Here is a 17,802-nt window from a genome sequence, read left to right as displayed (position 1 = left end):
CTACGCGTCCGACACCGAGTCGAACGGCACCTGACCCCGCGCCACCCCCAGCACGTCCGCGTCCACCGACCGGCGCAGCGCCTCATGCAGCTTGGCCGGGGTCAGCACGCCCAGCAGGCGGGAGCCGTCCAGCACCGCGACCCACCCGGCGTCGTACTGGAGCATCACGCCGAACGCCTGCTTCAGCGGGGCGCCCACCGGCACCCACGCCGTCATCCGGTGGGCCAGCTCACCGACCGTGCCGCCCGCCGCCAACTCCTCCAGACCGACCCAGCCGTGCAGGTCGCCGTCCGCGTCCAGGACGACCGCCCAGCGCGCGCCCTCCTCGCGCAGCCGCCGTGCCGCCGACCCGGCGGGCTCGTCCGGGCGGGCCACCGGGGGCTGTTCCAGGTCGTCCGGCTCGATCGCGGTCACCGACAGCCGTTTCAGGCCCCGGTCGGCGCCGACGAACCCGGCGACGTACGGGGTCGCGGGGGCGCCCAGGACCGCGCCCGGGGTGTCGTACTGCTCGATGCGGCCCTCGCCGTACACCGCGATCCGGTCGCCGAGGCGGACCGCCTCCTCGATGTCGTGCGTGACCAGCAGCACCGTCTTGCGCACGGCCTGCTGCATGCGCAGGAACTCGTCCTGCAACTGCTCGCGCACCACCGGGTCGACCGCGCCGAACGGCTCGTCCATCAGCAGCACTGGCGGGTCCGCCGCGAGTGCCCGCGCAACCCCTACGCGCTGCCGCTGGCCGCCGGACAGCTGCTCCGGGTAGCGCGCGCCGAACGTCCCCGGGTCCAGGCCCACCAGGTCCAACAGCTCGGCGGCGCGCGCCCGCGCCTTGGCCCGCTTCCAGCCGAGCAGGGACGGCACGGTCGCCGTGTTGTCCAGCACCGTGCGGTGCGGGAAGAGGCCGACCTGCTGGATGACGTACCCGATCCGGCGGCGCAGCCGGACCGGGTCGACGCGCGCGATGTCCTCGCCGTCCACGACGATCCGGCCCGCGGTGGGCTCGATCAGCCGGTTCACCATCATCATGGTGGTCGTCTTGCCGCAGCCCGAGGGGCCGACCAGCGTGACGAGTTCGCCCTCGGACACCTCGAAGGACAGGTCGTCCACGGCCGTCGTACCGTCCGGGTAGCGCTTGCTGACCTGCTCGAACCGGATCATTCCTCCACGCTAGCCGGGGTCCCGTCCGGCCGCCCGGTCCCGCCGACCGAAGGGATGACCCCGGCGAGCACGACCTCCAGCGTGCGCGGCCCGTGCACCCCTTCCACCCGGTCCAGCTCGATGTCGCTGGTGGCCGAGGGGCCGGAGATCCAGGTCAACGGGCGGGTGGGGGAGAGGCGTTCGAGGGCCCGCGGCACGGACGCCACGACCTGCTCGGGCACCCGGACCACGCAGATGTGATGGTCGGGCACGAGAGTGATCCGGCGGCGGCCCTGACCGGGCCCGCCGTCCAGCACAAGGGTGCCGGTCTCGGCGACGGCCACCGCGCAGCCGGTCACCACGCTGTCCACGGCGTCCAGCTCGTACGGGGTGCTCTCCGCGCGGTCGGGCACGGGTACGAGGTCGGTGTCCGAGAGCCACGTCGACGGGAGGCCGTCCGGCACGAGTACCTTCCGAGCACCCCGAGCCGCCAGCAGCCGGGCGATCAGCGCGGGCAGGTCCGCCTCCGCGCACCGGTGCACCACGGCCCGGTAGTCGGCCAGGTTCGCCGCCAGCAGCTCCACCGTCTCCTCGGCGGTGCGCTCGCCGTGCTCGCGCGCGTAGTCACGCGGGACCGCCCGGTCGTACGGCGTGTCGTCCTCGGATACGTCGGCCAGCGCGCGCCGGACCCGGCCCAGGACGCGTTCCCGGTCGCTCACTTCGTCTCCTCCTCGCCGCCTCGGGTGCGTACCCACCAGTCCCGGAACGGCTCGGCCGGTACCTCCGGCAGATCGCGCGTCCGGGTCCACGCCGCGCCGGGCCCCGGCAGGGTGCGCGGGCGGAGGCGGCGGGTACGGGAGGCGAGGCGCTGGCCGGTGCGCAGGGCCGTCGGCCGGGTGAAGGTCCAGCGGGCCGCCCGCATGGCCGCCCGTTCCGCCGCGTGCCCCTTGGCGGGCCTCAGCACCACCCGGTTGCCCTCGCGCACCGCTGGACCGCCCTCCACGACCCGCTCGCGCAGCCGGACCAGCACCTCGGGGATGTCGATGGCGACCGGGCACACCTCGTAGCAGGCCCCGCACAGCGAGGACGCGTACGGCAGCGAGGTGTCGATCTCGCTTGCCGTGCCGCGCAGTTGGGGGCTGAGGATGGCGCCGATCGGGCCGGGGTAGACCGAGCCGTAGGCGTGGCCGCCCGCGCGCTCGTAGACCGGGCAGACGTTGAGGCAGGCCGAGCAGCGGATGCAGCGCAGTGCCTGGCGGCCGACCTCGTCGGCGAGGGTGTCGGTGCGGCCGTTGTCCAGCAGCACCAGGTGGAAGGCGCTGGGCCCGTCGCCGTCGGTCGTGCCGGTCCACATGCTGGTGTACGGGTTCATGCGCTCGGCGGTGGAGGAGCGGGGGAGGGTCTGCAGGAAGACCTCCAGGTCACGCCAGGTGGGGACGACCTTCTCGATGCCGACCACCGAGATCAGGGTCTCCGGCAGGGTCAGGCACATCCGCCCATTGCCCTCGGACTCCACGACCACCATCGTGCCGGTCTCCGCGACCATGAAGTTGGCCCCGGACACCCCCACCTCGGCCCGCAGGAACTTCTCCCGCAGATGCAGCCGCGCCGCCTCCGCCAGCTCGGCCGGACTGTCGGACAGCCCCTCGGGCGCCGGGCGGCCCCAACCGGCCATCGCGGTACGGAAGATGTCCCGGATCTCGGCCCGGTTGCGATGGATGGCCGGGACCAGGATGTGCGAGGGGCGGTCCTCGCCCAACTGCACGATCAGCTCGGCGAGATCGGTCTCGTAGGCCCGGATGCCCGCCGCCTCAAGCGCCTGGTTGAGCCCGATCTCCTGCGTGGCCATCGACTTGACCTTCACGACCTCCGACTCACCCGTGTCATGGACGAGTTGGGTGACGATCCGGTTGGCCTCCGCCGCGTCCGCCGCCCAGTGGACGGTGCCGCCCGCAGCGGTGACCGACTCCTCCAACTGCTCCAGATACCGGTCGAGATGGCGGAGCGTGTGCTCCTTGATCCGGCTGCCCGCCTCGCGCAGCTCCGCCCAGTCGGACACCTCCGCCACGGCCGCCGCGCGCTTGGCGCGGATGGTGTGGGTGGCGTGCCGCAGATTGCCGCGCAGGGTGCTGTCGTCCAGCGCTTCCCCTGCCGCCTCGGGGAAGGCGGGCATTCCGACGAAGGTCGTCTCGTTCACCGGGCCGGTTCCTCCTCCGTGCTGGCCAGGATCTCCGCGATGTGCACCGGCCGCACCACGGAGCCCGCCCGGCTCATCGTGCCACCCAGGTGCATCAGGCACGAGTTGTCGGCCGCGCACAGCACCTCCGCGCCGGTCGACTCCGCGTTGCGCATCTTGTCCGCGCCCATCGCCGCCGACACCCCGGCGTTCTTGACCGCGAAGGTGCCGCCGAACCCGCAGCACTCGTCGGCGCCGGGCAGCTCGACCAGTTCCAGCCCCCGCACCTCCTCCAGCAGGCGGCGCGGCCGGTCGCCGAGGCCGAGGGAGCGCAGGCCGTGACAGGTGGGGTGGTAGGTGACCTTGTGCGGGTAGGCGGCGCCGACATCGGTGACGCCCAGCACGTCCACCAGGAACTCCGTCAGCTCGTACGTCTTCGGCACCACCGGCGCCAGCACGTCGGCCAGGTCTTCCCCGCGCCCCTCCGCGCGGGCCCGCTCGCCCAGCCTCGGATACAGCTCCCGCACCATCGCCGCGCACGAACCGGACGGGGTGACGATCGCGTCGTACTCCCCGAAGACGTCCGCGAAGTGCCGGGCCAGGGGTTCCGTCTCGTGCCGGTAGCCGGTGTTGTAGTGGGCCTGCCCGCAGCAGGTCTGTGCCAGGGGGAAGTCGACGTCGACCCCGAGGCGCTTCAGCAGTCTCACCACGGCGCGGCCGGTGTCCGGGTAGAGCGTGTCGTTGACACAGGTCAGGAACAGGGCCACACGCATCGCGGCTCCTCGGCCTCGAAGATCGGACAGGGGGCAGCGTAGCCAGAGCCCGTACCCTTGCCGCGATGCCTGATCACATACCCGTCCTCAGCGCCGACTGCGCCAACTGCTTCGGCCTCTGCTGTGTCGCCCTGCCCTTCGCCCGCTCCGCCGACTTCGCGCACGACAAGCCCGCCGGGAAGCCCTGCGCCAACCTGCGCGAGGACCACCGCTGCGGCATCCACACCGAGCTGCGCGCCAAGGGCTACGCCGGGTGCACGGTGTACGACTGCTTCGGCGCGGGCCAGCGCGTCTCCCAGGTCACCTTCGGCGGCCGTGACTGGCGTACCGGTGGCAAGAAGCACGCCCGGCTGATGTTCGAGGTGTTCCCGGTCGTCCGGCGCCTGCACGAGCTGCTCCGGTACCTCACCGAGGCGCTCGCCCTGGACGCCGCGCGTACTCTCCACCCGGAGCTGCGCCGCGCGCTGGAGCACACCGAGCGGCTCGCCTCACAGGAGCCCGAGGAGCTGGCCGTGCTTGACCCGGCCGAGCACTGGCACGAGGTGGCGGAACTCCTGCTCCAGGCTTCGGAGTTGGCCCGCAAAGGCCGGAATAAGGGCCGGGACCGGCGGGGCGCGGACCTGGCGGGCGCGCGCCTCAATCAAGCCGACCTGCGCGGGGTCAGCCTGCGCGGCGCCTGCCTCATCGGCGCCGACCTGACCGGCGCCGACCTGCGGCAGGCCGACCTCATCGGGGCGGATCTACGGGGCGCCGATCTGACCGACGCCGACCTCACCGGCGCGCTCTTCCTCACCCAGCCGCAGGTCAACGCCGCCCGAGGGGGACCCGGCACCCGGCTGCCGGGCTCACTCGTCCACCCCGCGCACTGGACAGCGTCCCGCTGAACCGGTGTCCGGCTCGGGGGCATCCACCGGCGCGGCGGCGGGGGCCTTCCGGCGCTCCAGGCCGAGGCGCAGGCCGTCCGGCATCAGCGTCAGGCGCTCGGTGACCTTCAGCCGGTAGCCGGGGTCGGGGATCAGCTCGTAGCGGCGCAGCAGCAGGCCCAGCACCAAGGTGGCCTCGTGCAGGGCGAACTGGCGTCCCACGCAGGCTCGGGCGCCCGTGCCGAACGGCTTGAAGGTGTGCGGTGCGCGGGCCCGTACCGCCTTGGCGTCGAAGCGGTCCGGGTCGAACCGTTCGGCGTCCTCGCCCCACACCTCGGGGTCGCGGTGCAGCATCGGGGTGAGCACCAGCGCCCAGCCGCCCCGGCGCATCGGATGCTCCCCGGCGAGCACGGTGTCCTCCGTGGCCTCGCGGGCGAAGGCGGGCGCGGTCGGCCAGAGCCGCAGCGACTCGTCCAGCACCCGGCGCAGATAGCGCAGCCGGGCCACCTGGTCGTAGCCGGGCTCCGGGGTGTCGCCCCAGACACGGTCCACCTCGGCGCGGGCCCGGGCGGCGACCTCGGGATGCTTCGCCAGGTAGTACAGGGCGAACGACAGGGCGCCGGAGGTGGTCTCGTGGCCCGCCACCAGGAAGGTGATCACCTGTTTGCGGACGTTCTCCGCCGACAGCCGCTCCCCGGTCTCGGGATGGGCCGTCTCCAGCATGCGGTCCAGCAGGTCGCCGTCCCCGCGTCCGGAGCGGCGGCGCTCGGCCACCAGCGCGTCGACCGTGTCGTCGAGGTAGGCGATGTCGGCGGCGTTGCGCCGGGCGGCCCGCCGTTGGAGCAGCGGCGGCATGGGCAGGCTGTTGAGCCGCTGGGCGTACGCGAGGGTGCCGACCATGGCGGTGATGAAGGGGTGCGGCCGGTCGCGCTCGAAGGAGCCGAAGTCGTGTCCGAAGCCGGTGCGGGCGATGGTCTCCAGGGTCAGCCGGGTCATGTCGCCGGGCACGTCCACCGTGCGCCCGGCGGCCAGTTCGCGGTCCCAGTGACCGGTCAGCCGCCCGGCGACCGCCAGCATCATCGCGTGGTACCCGGCCATCGCCTCGCGGCTTAAGCCCGGCGCGAGCACGTCGTGCGCCAACTGCCAGTTGGGCTCGTGGTTGTACGCCGTGAACAGCCCGTCCCCGGCGACCGGACGCAGGTTGGCCACCCCGAGGCCGACATGCTTGGCGAACCGGGTCTCGTCCGCCATGTCGGCGGCCAGCTTCGCGCCCCACAGGAACACGAACTCCCGGTCGAGCACCCGGCGTCGGAAGATCGGACCCAGTTCGCGCGCCAGGCGCATCGAGTCCTGGAGCGGGGTGCGCCGGTCGACGCCCAGCACATCGCCGAGCAGGGGCAGCCTGCGCGGCGGACGCGGGATGCGGTCCAGCTCCGGCCAGCCCTGCTCGGCACCGCGGAACCCCTTGGGCAGCCCCGCCCCCGTCGTCTCGGCCATGACGCGATCTCCCTTGATCCGGTGGCCTGTTGTGCGTCCACCACCCGCGTGTTGAACGCGAGTTCAATAGTGCTGGCAGTCTGGTCCGCCTACGGAACCGACGTCAAGCAACACGTCCAGTAGGGTGACGGCATGGCCGCCAACCAGGGGGAACGCGCCCGGCGCCGACTGAGCACCGAGGAGCGCCGCGAGCAACTGCTGGCGGTCGGGGCGCGGTTGTTCTCCGAGAGCCCGTACGACGACGTGTGGATCGAGCGGGTCGCCGAGATCGCCGGGGTCTCACGGGGGCTGCTGTACCACTACTTCCCGACGAAGCGGGACTTCTTCGCCGCCGTGGTGGAGCGGGAGAGCGAGCGCATGCTCCGGATGACCGCGGCCGTCCCCGACGTGCCGGTGCGCGAGCAGCTCGGCGCCGGGCTCGACGCCTATCTCGGGTACGTCGAGGCGCACGCCCACGGCTTCCGCGCCTTCCACCGTGCCGACGCGGCCGGTGACCAGGCCGTACGCCGGGTCTATCAGCGGGCGCTGGCCGCGCAGGAGCGGCAGATCCTCGCCGCGCTGGCGGCCGACCCCGAGTTCGGGCCCGCCTTCGAGGGTGCCCCGCAGGCCCGGCTGGCCGTGCGCGGCTGGCTCGCCTTCACCACCGCCGTCTGCCTGGAGTGGCTGCGCGAGGGCGAGCCGGGCCGGGACCAGGTGCGGGAGCTGTGCGCGCGGGCGCTGCTCGGCGCCATCGCCTGACGGGGCGTTTCCTCCGCGGTGTGTCACCCGTTCGGCGGGGCGTGGTTGGCGTATGCCCGGATCTTCGGTAGGTTAGGCAAGGCTTACCTAAGGAGGACTCGGGATGGGTGACACGCAGGACTGGGCGGCAGGACCCGGAGCGGCGGAGCGGGCGCGGTCGGTCCTTGCCGCCGCGTGGTCGTGCGCGGTGACGGCGGACGGCGCCCGCGAGGAGTACGTCGGCGCGCACACCGTGACCGGGGACGGCGGGGTGCTGCTCGACGTCCCCGAGGACAGCGCCCTGTTCGCCGCCGCGCTGTGCGCCCCGCGCGGCGAGCCCACCGCCGTGCTGGAGTTCGCCGACGTGTCCCCGGTACCGGTGCGCCAGCGCATCCGGGCCCGGCTGTGGCTCGCCGGCTGGTTCACCCAGCGCGGCGCCCGGCTGCTGTTCCAGCCCACCCGGGTGGTGCTGCGCCAGCCCTCGGGGGCGGTACTGATCGGCCTGGAGGAGTTCGCGGCCGCCCGGCCCGACCCGCTGGCCACCGCCGAGGCGCAACTGCTGACCCACCTCGCCGACTCCCACCCGGACGCCGTGGAGCGGCTCACCCGGCTGGTCCGGCCGGAGAGCCTGCACGCCGTGACCCGCGTGGCCCCGGTCGCCGTCGACCGGCACGGGCTCACCCTGCGCATCGAGCGCACCCGCGCGCACGGCGACGTACGGCTGGCGTTCCACACGCCCGCCGACGACGTCTCCCAGCTCACCGAGCGCATGCACGCGCTGCTCACCCAGGCCAGCGCCGCCGCCTGCCCGCGCGCCCTACAGCGGCACCGCGCAGACGGCGACGGGTGACACGAACGGCTCACCCGCCCGCTCGAGCGCTCCGGTGCCGGTGTCGACGTGGAACACGCTCACCGTGCCGGAGCGCTGGTTCGCCGTGAACAGCAGGCGGCCGTCCGGCGAGAGCGCGCACTGGCGGGGGAAGTCCCCGCCCACCGGCACCGTGCCCAGCAGCCGCAGCCGGGCGCCGTCCTCCTCGACGGCGTACCGGGCGACACTGTCGTGCCCCCGATTCGCGAGGAACGCGTAGGCGCCGTCCGGCGTCACCACGAACTGCGCCGGATAGTTGGTGGCGTCCCCGCTCGCCCCCGAGGACTGCGGCTCGCCCACGGCCAGCCGACCGGTCGCGGGGTCGTACGCGCAGACGGCCACCGTGTCGTCCACCTCGTTGGCCAGGTACGCGTACCGCCCGTTCGGATGGAACGTCAGATGGCGCGGGCCCGCGCCCGGCCGGGTGTGTGCCTGGGACACCTCGGTCAGCGTGCCGTGCTCGGCGTCCAGCCGGTAGGTGTAGACGGTGTCGGTGCCCAGGTCCACGGAGAGGACATGGCCGCCGTCCGGACTGGTGATGAACTGGTGGGCGTGCGGGCCCTGTTGACCCGGACCCGGCGCCGGGCTCGCGTGCGTGACCAGCGCGGTGCGCTCGCCGAGGGCGCCCGAGGCGTCGACGGGGTGCACGGCGACACTGCCCGAGCCGTAGTTCGCGCTCAGCAGCCAGCGGCCGCCCGGATGCACCGAGAGATGACACGGCCCCGAACCACCCGTGCTCCGACTGCCCAGCACCTCGCGGTCGGAGAGCCGCACGGCGGTCACCGCGCCGTCCTCCCGCTCGTCGACCGCGTACAGCGTGTGCCCGTCCGGGTGGACCGTGACGTACGACGGGTCGGGGATCTCGGCCAGCGGCTCCGCGTCGGTGACCGCGCCCGACACCGGGTCGTACCGGGCCACGGACACGCCCTTCCCGCCGCCCTCCACGGAGGTGTAGGTGCCCAGGTAGAGCGGGCGGGGCCCCGGTTCGGCCCGATGACGGCGTGGTGCGGGGGCGGGGTCCGGGGGCGGCGCGGCGGGCGCGGGCACCGTCACGACGGCGGCCGTGCCCGCCATGGCGCCGACGAAGCGCCGCCTGCTCCAGCCGTCCCGGTCCGTCCGCGCGTCCATGTCCCTACCGCCCCTCGAGTGCTCACCCGTCACCGTGGCCACCCTGTCGCGGACCGGCCGCCCAAGGCAAGGCGGGACGCGTGGTCACCAGTCCCCGTCCGCCACCGGCTTGCCCGGCGCGTCCTTCAGCGGGACCACCTGACCCGGTGTCGGCTGCTGCCACGGGTCCAGGTCGTCGCCCAGCCAGTCGCCCACCGGGCGCACCGGCTTCAGGGGGTCGGCAGGGGAGAGGTCGTCGGCCTCGTCGTCGTAGTGCTCGAACCAGGGCAGGCCCGCCCTGGTGTACGCGGCCCGGTCCACGGGGGAGGGCGGGGGCTCCTCGCCGGTGATGCGGCGCCACTCCGGCGGGGTGACCAGGTGGACGAAGACCCGGCCGGACGGGGTGTCGGACCAGTCCGACGCGGGGCGTTCGTCCCGGTAGACCTCCTGGCGCATCGAGCCGCCCACGCCCAGCCCCATCGCCGCCGCCTGCCGGGGAGCAGCGCCCGCGGGCGGGGGACCGCCGGGCGCCGGGGCGGCGAAGGCGGGCGCGGCGCCATAACCCCCGGCCAGCGGCGCGCTCCTGGCCCGCTCGGCCGCCCGCCACCGCTCAAGCACCTCCGGGCGCAGCCCGAACGCCTGCAACTGCACCCCGCCCCAGGTCTCCTCGCCGGTCACCTGCCCCTCCACGGTGGCGCCGAGACCGAGGGGTACGGCGACGAACTGGCGGACGGTGCCCTTGCCGGAGTTGATGCCGTCCAGCCAGGGCTGCCGGGGGAGCGTGACGTAGTTCTGCGGGTCCCGCGCCAGCCTCCCCTGCCAGGGCTTGCCGGAGACCGCGCACACCTTGCCGACGCCGACCTGGAGGGCGGCCGGTTCCGTCGTCCCGGCGAAGCTGAGCCACATCGCCTCGCGCAGGTACATCGGCAGCAGCACCCCGCCGCGCGCCCGCCACGCCTCCGGCACCCGGTCGGCGTAGTCCGCGACCCGGCGCAGCGGGAACTCGCCCAGCCCCGGCGGCAGCGGATGCGTACCCCGCTCGGGCAGCCGCAGGGTGCGCACGAACCGCACCACCACCCAGCCGCCCAGCCGCAGGGTGTTTCCGTCGATCCGTACCCCGGCCCGCTCGGCCATCGGCCCGCCCCCTCGAAGTTCCGGCACCGGTGCTGTCCGGTGTCCCGTCACCCAGAACGCCCGCCGACCCCCGCACGGTTCCGCCACAGGTCCTCCTGGACGCCGAGGCGCTGGCGCAGCCGGTTGATCCGGGGCATCTTCGCGCGCTGCTGGCGGGACACCCGGTCCAGTTCCTCCAGCAGACGGTGGCTGCGGTGCTCGGTGTCCAGCTCGTCGATGATCCGGCTGACCTCGGTCAGGACCGCGCCGAGCAGCTGCCAGTCCTCGAAGTCCTCCTCGACATGCTCCTTGAGCTGTTCCGCGAGCCGGTCGCGGGTGGCGGCGGCCATGTGCAGCTCGGCGGTCAGCCGGGACTCGGCCGACTCGGCGTTCGCGCTCAGATCGGTGGTCACCAGCACCGCGAAGCTCACCACCGCGTCCGCGATCTCGGACAGCACCTGCTCGACGGTCGCCCCGATCGGCGGCGGGAACAGCTCCTTGGCGCCCCGTGACTTCGCCAGGTCGGTGAAGGAGCGGGCCAGTACCCGCAGGACGACCGTGCAGATCTCCAGCGTGTCCAGGCCGGTGCGCAGCACCACCCGGTGCAGCAGGCCCTCCTTGACGCGCGGGTTGAGCCGGAGGCTCTCCTCGGCCTGTCGCAGGGCCGCGTCCACCTGGATGATGTCGTGGTCCAGCCGACGCGCCTCGTGCAGCCGCTCGGCCGCCCGCTGCCAGGGGATGGTGCCCGCCGCCTCCTCACCCATACGGAGCATCAGCTGACGCACCCGGCGGGCCAGCCACTCGATGGAGCGCCCGGCCGCGTCCACCCACACCGGGGGCGGCAGCAGCAGATTGCAGGCCATGCCGATGATGGCGCCGATCAGGGTCTCCACGATCCGCGCCCACGCGGTGTAGCCGACCGTGGTGACGCCGAGCACGAGCATCGCGCTGATCGCCACCTCGTTCACGTACTCGTGCACGCGCACCAGGTGACCGATGCTCAGCGCGGCCACCAGCAGCAGCGCCAGGCTCCACCAGGTCAGGCCGACCAGGAGGCTGAACACGATCGCGACCAGGACGCCGGTCACCACCGCGTTCACCCGGCGGATGCCGTTGGTGAGGGTGGCGAAGAAGGTGACCTGGACGACCAGCAGGGCCGTCAGGGGCGCGGTCAGCGGCGCCGGTTCCGGGCTGAGCCGCAGCGCGATCACATAGGCGACCGTGGCCGCCGCGGCCGACCTGAGTGTCTGGACGACCACCGGCTCCCGGCGGCGCGCGAGCAGGCGCCGCAGCGCGTCGGCCCCCTTGCGTCGCTGCGACGCGTCCATCCACTTCCGTACGTCTGGCATCCTTTGGCGTCTTCCCTTTCCGTCACCGCGTCGAACGGGGCCGTTCGAGCACCGTGTACGCGAAAGGGCTCCCCCTCAGGCGTACAGCTGATCGACGAAGGCCGTCAGGTTGCCGCCCGCGCGGGCGATCTGCTCCTCCGTCGTCAGGCTCTCCTCGAACCTGCTCCCCGACTCCGGCACCTTCTTCCCCCTCAGATACAGGGAACACGCCAGGTCGGAGCACATGTACACGCCGACGGAGTTGCCGTCGCGGCCCGCCGGGCCCACCTTGCGGGCGGTCATGAGGGAGACCCCGCCGCCACGATGGGTCGTCAGACACACCGAGCACATGCTGCGGTGCTGGAACCCGCGCCGGACCGTGGGGGAGCGCAGTGCGAGGCCGACGACGTCCTCACCGCGTTCGAGCACCAGATAGCCGCGGTCGGGCGCGCCCGGATCGCGCCAGCCCAGGAAGTCGAGGTCGTCCCAGGGACGTTCGCCCAGGTCGCGGGGGACCGCCAGCCGCTTGGCGTCACCTTTGGAGCAGTTGACGAAGGAGGCGCGGATGTCCTGCTCGGTGAGGGGGCGCATCGGAGTTTTCCTTCTGTTGTAGCCATTAGCCTAGGGGGTCTAGGTTTACGAGGGTATAGAAGTCCGGCGGGCCGGGCCAAGCGGTTTTCCGCGCGCCCCCTCGCTCGTCGGCTACTCGTCGGCTTCGGCTTCCCGGACCCTCGGCGGCCAGACGCCCGGCGCGAGCACGCCCAGGGCGTAGGCGCGGGCGACCAGTTCCGTCCGGTTGGCCGCGTGCCAGCGGGCGGACAGCCGACGCAGGTGATAGGTGACGCCGTCCCGGCTCAGGCCCAGCTCACGGGCGGCCCGGCCGGTCGTGGCGCCCCCGGCCAGCAGCGCCAGCACCGCGCCCTCCACCGGGGTGACCGGCGCGGGCTCGGGGGCGGGTTCCGGCTCGGTCTCCCCGAGCACCCGGAGCATCACCAGCAGTGCCGGGGTCTCGTCCGTGGAGTCGCTCACCGGGTCGGCGGTCAGCTCCCCGTGCCGCTCCGATCCGCCGGGCCCGCTCCAGCTCACCGACACCTGGTAGCGGGAGCGGTGCCGCAGCCGCAGCGCCTGGGCGATCCGCTCGACCTGACCGGCCTCCTGCGGCCGGAACAGTTCCAGCACGTCACGGCCGCGCAGCTGCCCCGGTGACGTGCCGCACTCGGCGGCCATCGCCGGGTTGGCCATCAGCACATTGCCGTACACGTCACAGACCGCGACCGGCACCGCGACCCGGTCGAAGAGCATCAGGGCCCGGTTGCGCCACACCACGGCATCCGCCAGCCCCCACTCCACGCCAGCCTCCCAGGTGCCGAACCGTCCCCACCATCCAAGACGAAAACCCAGGTCAGCGGCAACTTCGCAGGCAGCGCGCAAGGGGTCACGCCCACTTTTCACTGCACGTTCGTGTAGTGCCCGTGCCTGGGCGCGCCCCGCCGCTGGAGCACGCTGGAAGACGCCAGCCCCCACGCGAAACGCTAGTCCCGCCCCGCGAAAGGCAGTTGCCGCGCCATGCCCCCCACCGCACCGCACCCCGAGCCCCCCGCACTCACCGGCGTGCCGGTCGTCGACATCACCGCCACCGGGCCGACCCGCACCCCGATCCAGCAGGTCATGGAGCTGATGCGGACCCACGGGCCGGTGCTGGTGCGCCGCCTGCACGGGCGCGACGCCCTCTTTGTCGCCGACGCCGACCTGATCGCCGACCTCGCCGACGAGGACCGGTTCGCCAAGCACATCGGGCCCGCGCTGGAGAACGTGCGCGCCTTCGCCGCCGACGGCCTCTTCACCGCGTACAACGACGAGCCGAACTGGGCCAAGGCCCACGACATCCTGATGCCCGCCTTCGCGCTCGGCTCCATGCGCGCCTACCACCCGGTGATGCTGAAGGTGGCCCAGCGGCTCATCGAGGCATGGGACCGCTCCGCCCGCGCCGGTCAGCCGGTGAACGTGCCCGACGACATGACCCGGATGACGCTCGACACCATCGGCCTCGCCGGGTTCGACTACGACTTCGGTTCCTTCGAGCGCCCCGAGCCGCACCCCTTCGTCGAGTCGATGGTGCGTTGCCTCCAGTGGAGCATGACCCGCCTGGCCCGCGTGCCCGGCGGCGACTACACCGAGGCCGACGCCGCCTTCCGCGAGGACGCCGACTATCTCGCCGGGGTCGTGGACGAGGTCATCGCCGCCCGCACCGGCACCGACCAGAGCGAGGCCGCCGACCTGCTCGGGCTGATGCTCACCGCCCAGCACCCCGCCGACGGCACCACCCTGGACCTCGCGAACATCCGCAACCAGGTCATCACCTTCCTCATCGCCGGGCACGAGACCACCTCCGGCGCGATGTCCTTCGCCCTGTACTACCTGGCCAAGCACCCCGCCGTGCTCCGCCTGGTCCAGCGCGAGGCCGACGCCCTGTGGGGCGACACCGCCGACCCCGAGCCGTCCTACGACGACATCGGCAAGCTCACCTACACCCGCCAGGTGCTCAACGAAGCGCTCCGGCTGTGGCCGACCGCCGCCGCGTTCAGCCGGGAGGCCCGCGAGGACACCCTGCTCGGCGGACGCGTGCCGCTGCGCGCCGGGCAGGCGGTCAGCGTGCTGGTGCCGATGCTGCACCGCCAGCCCGTCTGGGGCGACAACCCCGAGCTGTTCGACCCGGACCGCTTCACCGCCGAAGCCGAGGCGGAGCGTCCCGTACACGCCTTCAAGCCCTTCGGCACCGGCGAACGCGCCTGCATCGGACGGCAGTTCGCGCTGCACGAGGCGACCATGCTGCTCGCCATGCTGGTCCACCGCTACCGGCTGCACGACCACGCCGACTACGCGCTGGACATCAAGGAGACCCTCACCCTCAAGCCCGAGGGCTTCACCCTCACCCTGACCCCGCGCACCGACGCCGACCGCGTCCACTCCCCGCTGCCCGGCGCCGCCGCCGTGACCGCCGCCGAGGACACCGGCGCGCAGGGCCTCTCCGCCCGCGTCCGCCCCGGCACCGCCGCCCTGTTCCTGCACGGCAGCAACTACGGCACCTGCCGCGAGTTCGCCGGACAGCTCGCCGACGAGGCCGCCGCCCTCGGCGCCGCCACCGAGGTCGCCCCGCTGGACGCCTACGCCGACGGCCTGCCCACCGACCGGCCCGTCGTCATCGCCGCCGCCTCCTACAACGGCCGCCCCACCGACGACGCCGTCGCCTTCGCCGCCTGGCTGGAGGGCGACCACGACCTCACCGGCGTCACCTACACCGTGCTCGGTGTCGGCGACCGCAACTGGGCCGCCACCTACCAGCACATGCCGACCCGCATCGACGCCCGCCTCGCCGAGCTGGGCGCCACCCGGCTCACCCCGCGCGCCGCCGCCGACGCCTCCGGCGACCTCACCGGCGCCGTCCGCGACTACACCACCGCACTGCGCACCGCCCTGCTCACCGAGTACGGCGACCCCGACGCCACCACCCCCGCCGACGAGCCCGAGACCGCCTACGAGGTCCGCGCCCTGACCGGCGGCCCGCTCGACGCCCTCACCGAGCGGCACGAGCTGGTCCCGATGACCGTCACCGAGGCGTACGACCTCACCGCGCCCGGACACCCCCGCGTCAAGCGGTTCCTGCGCGTCGCCTTGCCCGACGGCGTCACCTACCGCACCGCCGACCACCTCACCGTGCTGCCCGGCAACGCCCCCGAGACCGTGGAACGGGCCCTCGCCGCGCTCGGCGCCGACCCGTACACGGTGCTCGACATCCGCGCCACCCGCCCGCGCCGCGACGGACTCGCCGTGGACCGCCCGCTCACCGTGCGCGAACTCCTCACCCGGCACGTCGAGTTGCAGGAACGGCCCACCGCGCGCCAGCGCGAACTGCTCGCCGCGGCCAACCCCTGCCCGCCCGAGCGCGCTGCCCTCGCCGCCCTCACCGGCGACGACCCGCGCACCCTGCTGGAACTGATCGAGGACCACCCCGCCCTGCGCGAGGCCCTCGACTGGCCCCGCCTGCTCGACCTGCTCACCCCGCTGCGCCCGCGGCACTACTCCATCTCCTCGTCCCCGGCCGCCGACCCGCGCCACGCCGACCTCATGGTCTCGGTGCTGGACGCCCCCGCACGCTCGGGCAACGGCCGCTACCGGGGCACCGGTTCGGGCCACCTGGCGGGCGTGAAGCCCGGCGACACGGTGTACGCCCGGGTCCAGCCCTGCCGCGAGGCGTTCCGCACCGACACCTCCACCCCTGTCGTGCTGATCGCGGCCGGTACCGGGCTCGCCCCGTTCCGCGGTGTGGTCATGGACCGGGCTGCCGCCCGCGCCGAGGGCGCCGAACTCCCGCCCGCACTGCTCTACTTCGGCTGTGACGCCCCCGACGCCGACTACCTCCACGCGGCCGAACTGGGCGCCGCCGAGAGCGCCGGAGCCGTCTCGCTGCGTCCCGCCTTCAGCGCGGCCCCGGTCGACGGCGCGCAGTTCGTCCAGCACCGGATCGCCGCCGAGGCCGACGAGGTCTGGGGGCTGCTCGGCGCCGGGGCGCGCGTCTACGTCTGCGGCGACGGCGCCCGTATGGCACCCGGCGTCCGCGAGGCGTTCCGCACCCTGTACCGCGACCGCACCCCCGGCGCGGACGAGGCGTCGGCGGCGCGCTGGCTGGACGAGCTGGTCGGCGCGGGCCGCTATGTGGAGGACGTGTACGCGGCTGGCTGAGCCGCACCCGCCCCACCCGCACCCCCTGGAAATCTCACAGCATGAAATAAGGGGGCCCGTGAAGTCGTGTCCGGCCTGCGCCGAAGGGTATGTTGCAGGTCGGGCACGGTTCGGAAGGGGCCACATGGCGGGGCGGAACGGGCGCACGGTACGCGATCTGAGGCGGGGCAACCGCACGGCCGTGCTGCACAGGCTGTACTTCGACGGCCCCCTCAGCCGCTTCGAACTGGGCCCGGCCACCGGGCTCAGCTCCGGCTCGGTGAGCAATGTCGTCGCCGACCTGATCGCGGACGGACTCGTGGAGGAGGCGGGCAGCGTCGACTCCGACGGCGGCCGCCCCCGCACCCTGCTCCGCGTCGCCCCGCACAGCGGCCAGATGATCGGCGTGGACGTCGGCGAGACCCGCGTCCGCGTCGAGCTGTTCGACCTCGCCCTGACCGAACTCGCCCGCGCCGAGCGCCCGTTGACCCGACCCGGCTACGACGTGGACGACATCACCGGCCACATCCGGGACGGCGTCGCCGAGGTGCTGGCCGCCGAGGGCGCCCGACCCGAGCGGCTGCTCGGGGTCGGGGTGGGCGTGCCCGGCATCGTTGAGCACACCGCCGACCGGGGCGCCGTGGTGCACGGCCAGACCATCGGCTGGGACGCCGTCCCGCTGGAGCGGCTGCTCCGGGCGACCTCCGGGCTCCCCGAGAGCGTGCCGTACTTCATCGACAACGGCGCCAAGACGCTCGGTCAGGCCGAGATGTGGTTCGGCGCCGGGCGCGGCGCCCGCAACGCCCTGGTGGTCCTCTTCGGCTCCGGCGTCGGCGCCTGCCTGGTCACGCCCGAGGTGGAAAATGGCCGCGCGGTGGAGTGGGGGCATCTGACGGTACGGGTGCGCGGGCGCCGCTGCCGCTGCGGGGCGCCGGGCTGCCTGGAGGCGTACGCGGGCGCCGAATCGCTGCTGGCCCGCTGGCGCGAGGAGGGCGGACGCCCGCCCGAGGGCACCGACGAGGAGACCGCGCTCACCGCGATGCTCGCCGCCGCCTACCCGGCCGGGGACGCGGAACCCGACCCGGTCGCGCTCGCCGTGCTGGAGGAGACCGCCGAGTACCTGGGCGCGGGCCTCTCCGACCTGATCAACCTCTTCCAGCCCGAGCGCATCCTCATCGGCGGCTGGGCCGGGCTCCAGCTCGGCACCCGCTTCCTGCCCGCCGTACGCCATCACGCGGCCACCTACGCGCTCAGATACCCGGCGGACCAGGTCACCATCGAGCTGGGGCGGCTCGGGCCCGACGCGGTCACCGTAGGCGCGGCCATCCTGCCGCTGGCCGACTTCTTCGGCCGGGGCGGCCGTCGTGCCGAACCCGCCCCCGAGGACCGGCCGCCCGCCTGGCGGGCCGCGCTGGACGAGCGCACCCCCCGCTGAGCCCGGACACGAAGATGCCCCGGCCGTGACGGGGGAATCACGGCCGGGGCGGTCCATCGCGGACGGGGTCCA

General features: G+C 73.7%; 15 protein-coding genes. 5 read left to right on the top strand and 10 right to left on the bottom strand.

All coding sequences use genetic code 11. The features are described 5' to 3' along the window. The 4 genes from ACI2LY_RS01740 to ACI2LY_RS01725 are packed head-to-tail and all read right to left on the bottom strand — an operon-like array spanning window position 1 to window position 4,083. Window positions 1-1,155 carry a betaine/proline/choline family ABC transporter ATP-binding protein gene (locus tag ACI2LY_RS01740; RefSeq protein WP_404705339.1) on the bottom strand — a complete coding sequence of 385 codons (1,155 nt, stop codon included), beginning with the start codon at window positions 1,153-1,155 and terminating at the stop codon, window positions 1-3. After that, window positions 1,152-1,853 (bottom strand): lactate utilization protein C, encoded by a 702-nt coding sequence (locus ACI2LY_RS01735; protein WP_404705338.1) that lies wholly within the window; start codon window positions 1,851-1,853, stop codon window positions 1,152-1,154. The genes ACI2LY_RS01740 and ACI2LY_RS01735 overlap by 4 nt, the downstream gene beginning before the upstream one ends. Next, a complete protein-coding gene (locus tag ACI2LY_RS01730) occupies window positions 1,850-3,307 on the bottom strand; it encodes a LutB/LldF family L-lactate oxidation iron-sulfur protein (protein WP_404706461.1) in 1,458 nt (485 codons plus the stop codon). Before ACI2LY_RS01730 ends, ACI2LY_RS01735 begins: the two co-directional genes overlap by 4 nt. A gap of 20 nt (window positions 3,308-3,327) precedes the next feature. After that, the gene (locus tag ACI2LY_RS01725) at window positions 3,328-4,083 is read right to left on the bottom strand and encodes a (Fe-S)-binding protein (RefSeq protein ID WP_404705337.1); all 756 of its coding nucleotides are present in this window, start codon (window positions 4,081-4,083) and stop codon (window positions 3,328-3,330) included. A 65-nt stretch (window positions 4,084-4,148) separates the two neighbouring features. Here ACI2LY_RS01725 and ACI2LY_RS01720 point away from each other — a divergent pair, with 65 nt between their 5' ends. After that, entirely contained in the window at window positions 4,149-4,967 is an 819-nt protein-coding gene (locus ACI2LY_RS01720; protein ID WP_404705336.1) for a pentapeptide repeat-containing protein, read from the top strand. Here the strand turns inward: ACI2LY_RS01720 and ACI2LY_RS01715 are convergent. Then, window positions 4,929-6,443, bottom strand: a complete 1,515-nt coding sequence (locus ACI2LY_RS01715; RefSeq protein ID WP_404705335.1) for a cytochrome P450 — start codon at window positions 6,441-6,443, stop codon at window positions 4,929-4,931. The genes ACI2LY_RS01720 and ACI2LY_RS01715 overlap by 39 nt on opposite strands. A gap of 132 nt (window positions 6,444-6,575) precedes the next feature. Between ACI2LY_RS01715 and ACI2LY_RS01710 the strand changes: the two genes are divergently transcribed. Then, on the top strand, window positions 6,576-7,181 hold the full coding sequence (locus ACI2LY_RS01710; RefSeq protein WP_404705334.1) for a TetR/AcrR family transcriptional regulator: 606 nt from the start codon (window positions 6,576-6,578) through the stop codon (window positions 7,179-7,181). Window positions 7,182-7,284: 103 nt separating this feature from the next. Next, entirely contained in the window at window positions 7,285-8,010 is a 726-nt protein-coding gene (locus ACI2LY_RS01705) for a DUF2470 domain-containing protein (protein ID WP_389000525.1), read from the top strand. Here ACI2LY_RS01705 and ACI2LY_RS01700 read toward each other — a convergent pair. From ACI2LY_RS01700 to ACI2LY_RS01680, 5 genes are all read right to left on the bottom strand, one after another. Next, the gene (locus tag ACI2LY_RS01700) at window positions 7,978-9,156 is read right to left on the bottom strand and encodes a lactonase family protein (protein ID WP_404705333.1); all 1,179 of its coding nucleotides are present in this window, start codon (window positions 9,154-9,156) and stop codon (window positions 7,978-7,980) included. The genes ACI2LY_RS01705 and ACI2LY_RS01700 overlap by 33 nt on opposite strands. An 84-nt stretch (window positions 9,157-9,240) precedes the next feature. Beyond that, window positions 9,241-10,269, bottom strand: a complete 1,029-nt coding sequence (locus tag ACI2LY_RS01695) for a hypothetical protein (protein ID WP_404705332.1) — start codon at window positions 10,267-10,269, stop codon at window positions 9,241-9,243. 47 nt (window positions 10,270-10,316) lie between these two features. After that, window positions 10,317-11,597 (bottom strand): aromatic acid exporter family protein, encoded by a 1,281-nt coding sequence (locus ACI2LY_RS01690; protein WP_404705331.1) that lies wholly within the window; start codon window positions 11,595-11,597, stop codon window positions 10,317-10,319. 75 nt (window positions 11,598-11,672) lie between these two features. Then, window positions 11,673-12,167: an FBP domain-containing protein gene (locus ACI2LY_RS01685; RefSeq protein ID WP_404705330.1), complete on the bottom strand. Its 495-nt coding sequence runs from the start codon at window positions 12,165-12,167 to the stop codon at window positions 11,673-11,675. A gap of 111 nt (window positions 12,168-12,278) precedes the next feature. Next, entirely contained in the window at window positions 12,279-12,926 is a 648-nt protein-coding gene (locus ACI2LY_RS01680) for a PAS domain-containing protein (RefSeq protein WP_404705329.1), read from the bottom strand. Window positions 12,927-13,142: 216 nt separating this feature from the next. On the opposite strand from ACI2LY_RS01680, the gene ACI2LY_RS01675 reads away from it, so the two are divergent. Both ACI2LY_RS01675 and ACI2LY_RS01670 read left to right on the top strand, forming a co-directional pair. Next, window positions 13,143-16,316, top strand: a complete 3,174-nt coding sequence (locus ACI2LY_RS01675; protein WP_404705328.1) for a cytochrome P450 — start codon at window positions 13,143-13,145, stop codon at window positions 16,314-16,316. A 124-nt stretch (window positions 16,317-16,440) separates the two neighbouring features. Further along, entirely contained in the window at window positions 16,441-17,730 is a 1,290-nt protein-coding gene (locus ACI2LY_RS01670) for an ROK family transcriptional regulator (RefSeq protein WP_404705327.1), read from the top strand. The last annotated feature ends 72 nt before the right edge of the window (window positions 17,731-17,802 follow it).

It is taken from the genome of Streptomyces sp. NPDC002176, assembly GCF_044903645.1.
Classification (GTDB): Bacteria; Actinomycetota; Actinomycetes; order Streptomycetales; family Streptomycetaceae; genus Streptomyces.
This window is presented reverse-complemented; position numbering and strand designations above follow the sequence as displayed.

Excerpts from the sequence above, each read along its gene's own strand:
- ACI2LY_RS01740 (WP_404705339.1), bottom strand. The coding sequence starts at position 1,155 with ATGATCCGGTTCGAGCAGGTCAGCAAGCGCTACCCGGACGGTACGACG.
- ACI2LY_RS01730 (WP_404706461.1), bottom strand. The coding sequence starts at position 3,307 with ATGCCCGCCTTCCCCGAGGCGGCAGGGGAAGCGCTGGACGACAGCACC.
- ACI2LY_RS01725 (WP_404705337.1), bottom strand. The coding sequence starts at position 4,083 with ATGCGTGTGGCCCTGTTCCTGACCTGTGTCAACGACACGCTCTACCCG.
- ACI2LY_RS01720 (WP_404705336.1), top strand. The coding sequence starts at position 4,149 with ATGCCTGATCACATACCCGTCCTCAGCGCCGACTGCGCCAACTGCTTC.
- ACI2LY_RS01715 (WP_404705335.1), bottom strand. The coding sequence starts at position 6,443 with ATGGCCGAGACGACGGGGGCGGGGCTGCCCAAGGGGTTCCGCGGTGCC.
- ACI2LY_RS01710 (WP_404705334.1), top strand. The coding sequence starts at position 6,576 with ATGGCCGCCAACCAGGGGGAACGCGCCCGGCGCCGACTGAGCACCGAG.
- ACI2LY_RS01705 (WP_389000525.1), top strand. The coding sequence starts at position 7,285 with ATGGGTGACACGCAGGACTGGGCGGCAGGACCCGGAGCGGCGGAGCGG.
- ACI2LY_RS01700 (WP_404705333.1), bottom strand. The coding sequence starts at position 9,156 with ATGGACGCGCGGACGGACCGGGACGGCTGGAGCAGGCGGCGCTTCGTC.
- ACI2LY_RS01695 (WP_404705332.1), bottom strand. The coding sequence starts at position 10,269 with ATGGCCGAGCGGGCCGGGGTACGGATCGACGGAAACACCCTGCGGCTG.
- ACI2LY_RS01690 (WP_404705331.1), bottom strand. The coding sequence starts at position 11,597 with ATGCCAGACGTACGGAAGTGGATGGACGCGTCGCAGCGACGCAAGGGG.
- ACI2LY_RS01685 (WP_404705330.1), bottom strand. The coding sequence starts at position 12,167 with ATGCGCCCCCTCACCGAGCAGGACATCCGCGCCTCCTTCGTCAACTGC.
- ACI2LY_RS01675 (WP_404705328.1), top strand. The coding sequence starts at position 13,143 with ATGCCCCCCACCGCACCGCACCCCGAGCCCCCCGCACTCACCGGCGTG.
- ACI2LY_RS01670 (WP_404705327.1), top strand. The coding sequence starts at position 16,441 with ATGGCGGGGCGGAACGGGCGCACGGTACGCGATCTGAGGCGGGGCAAC.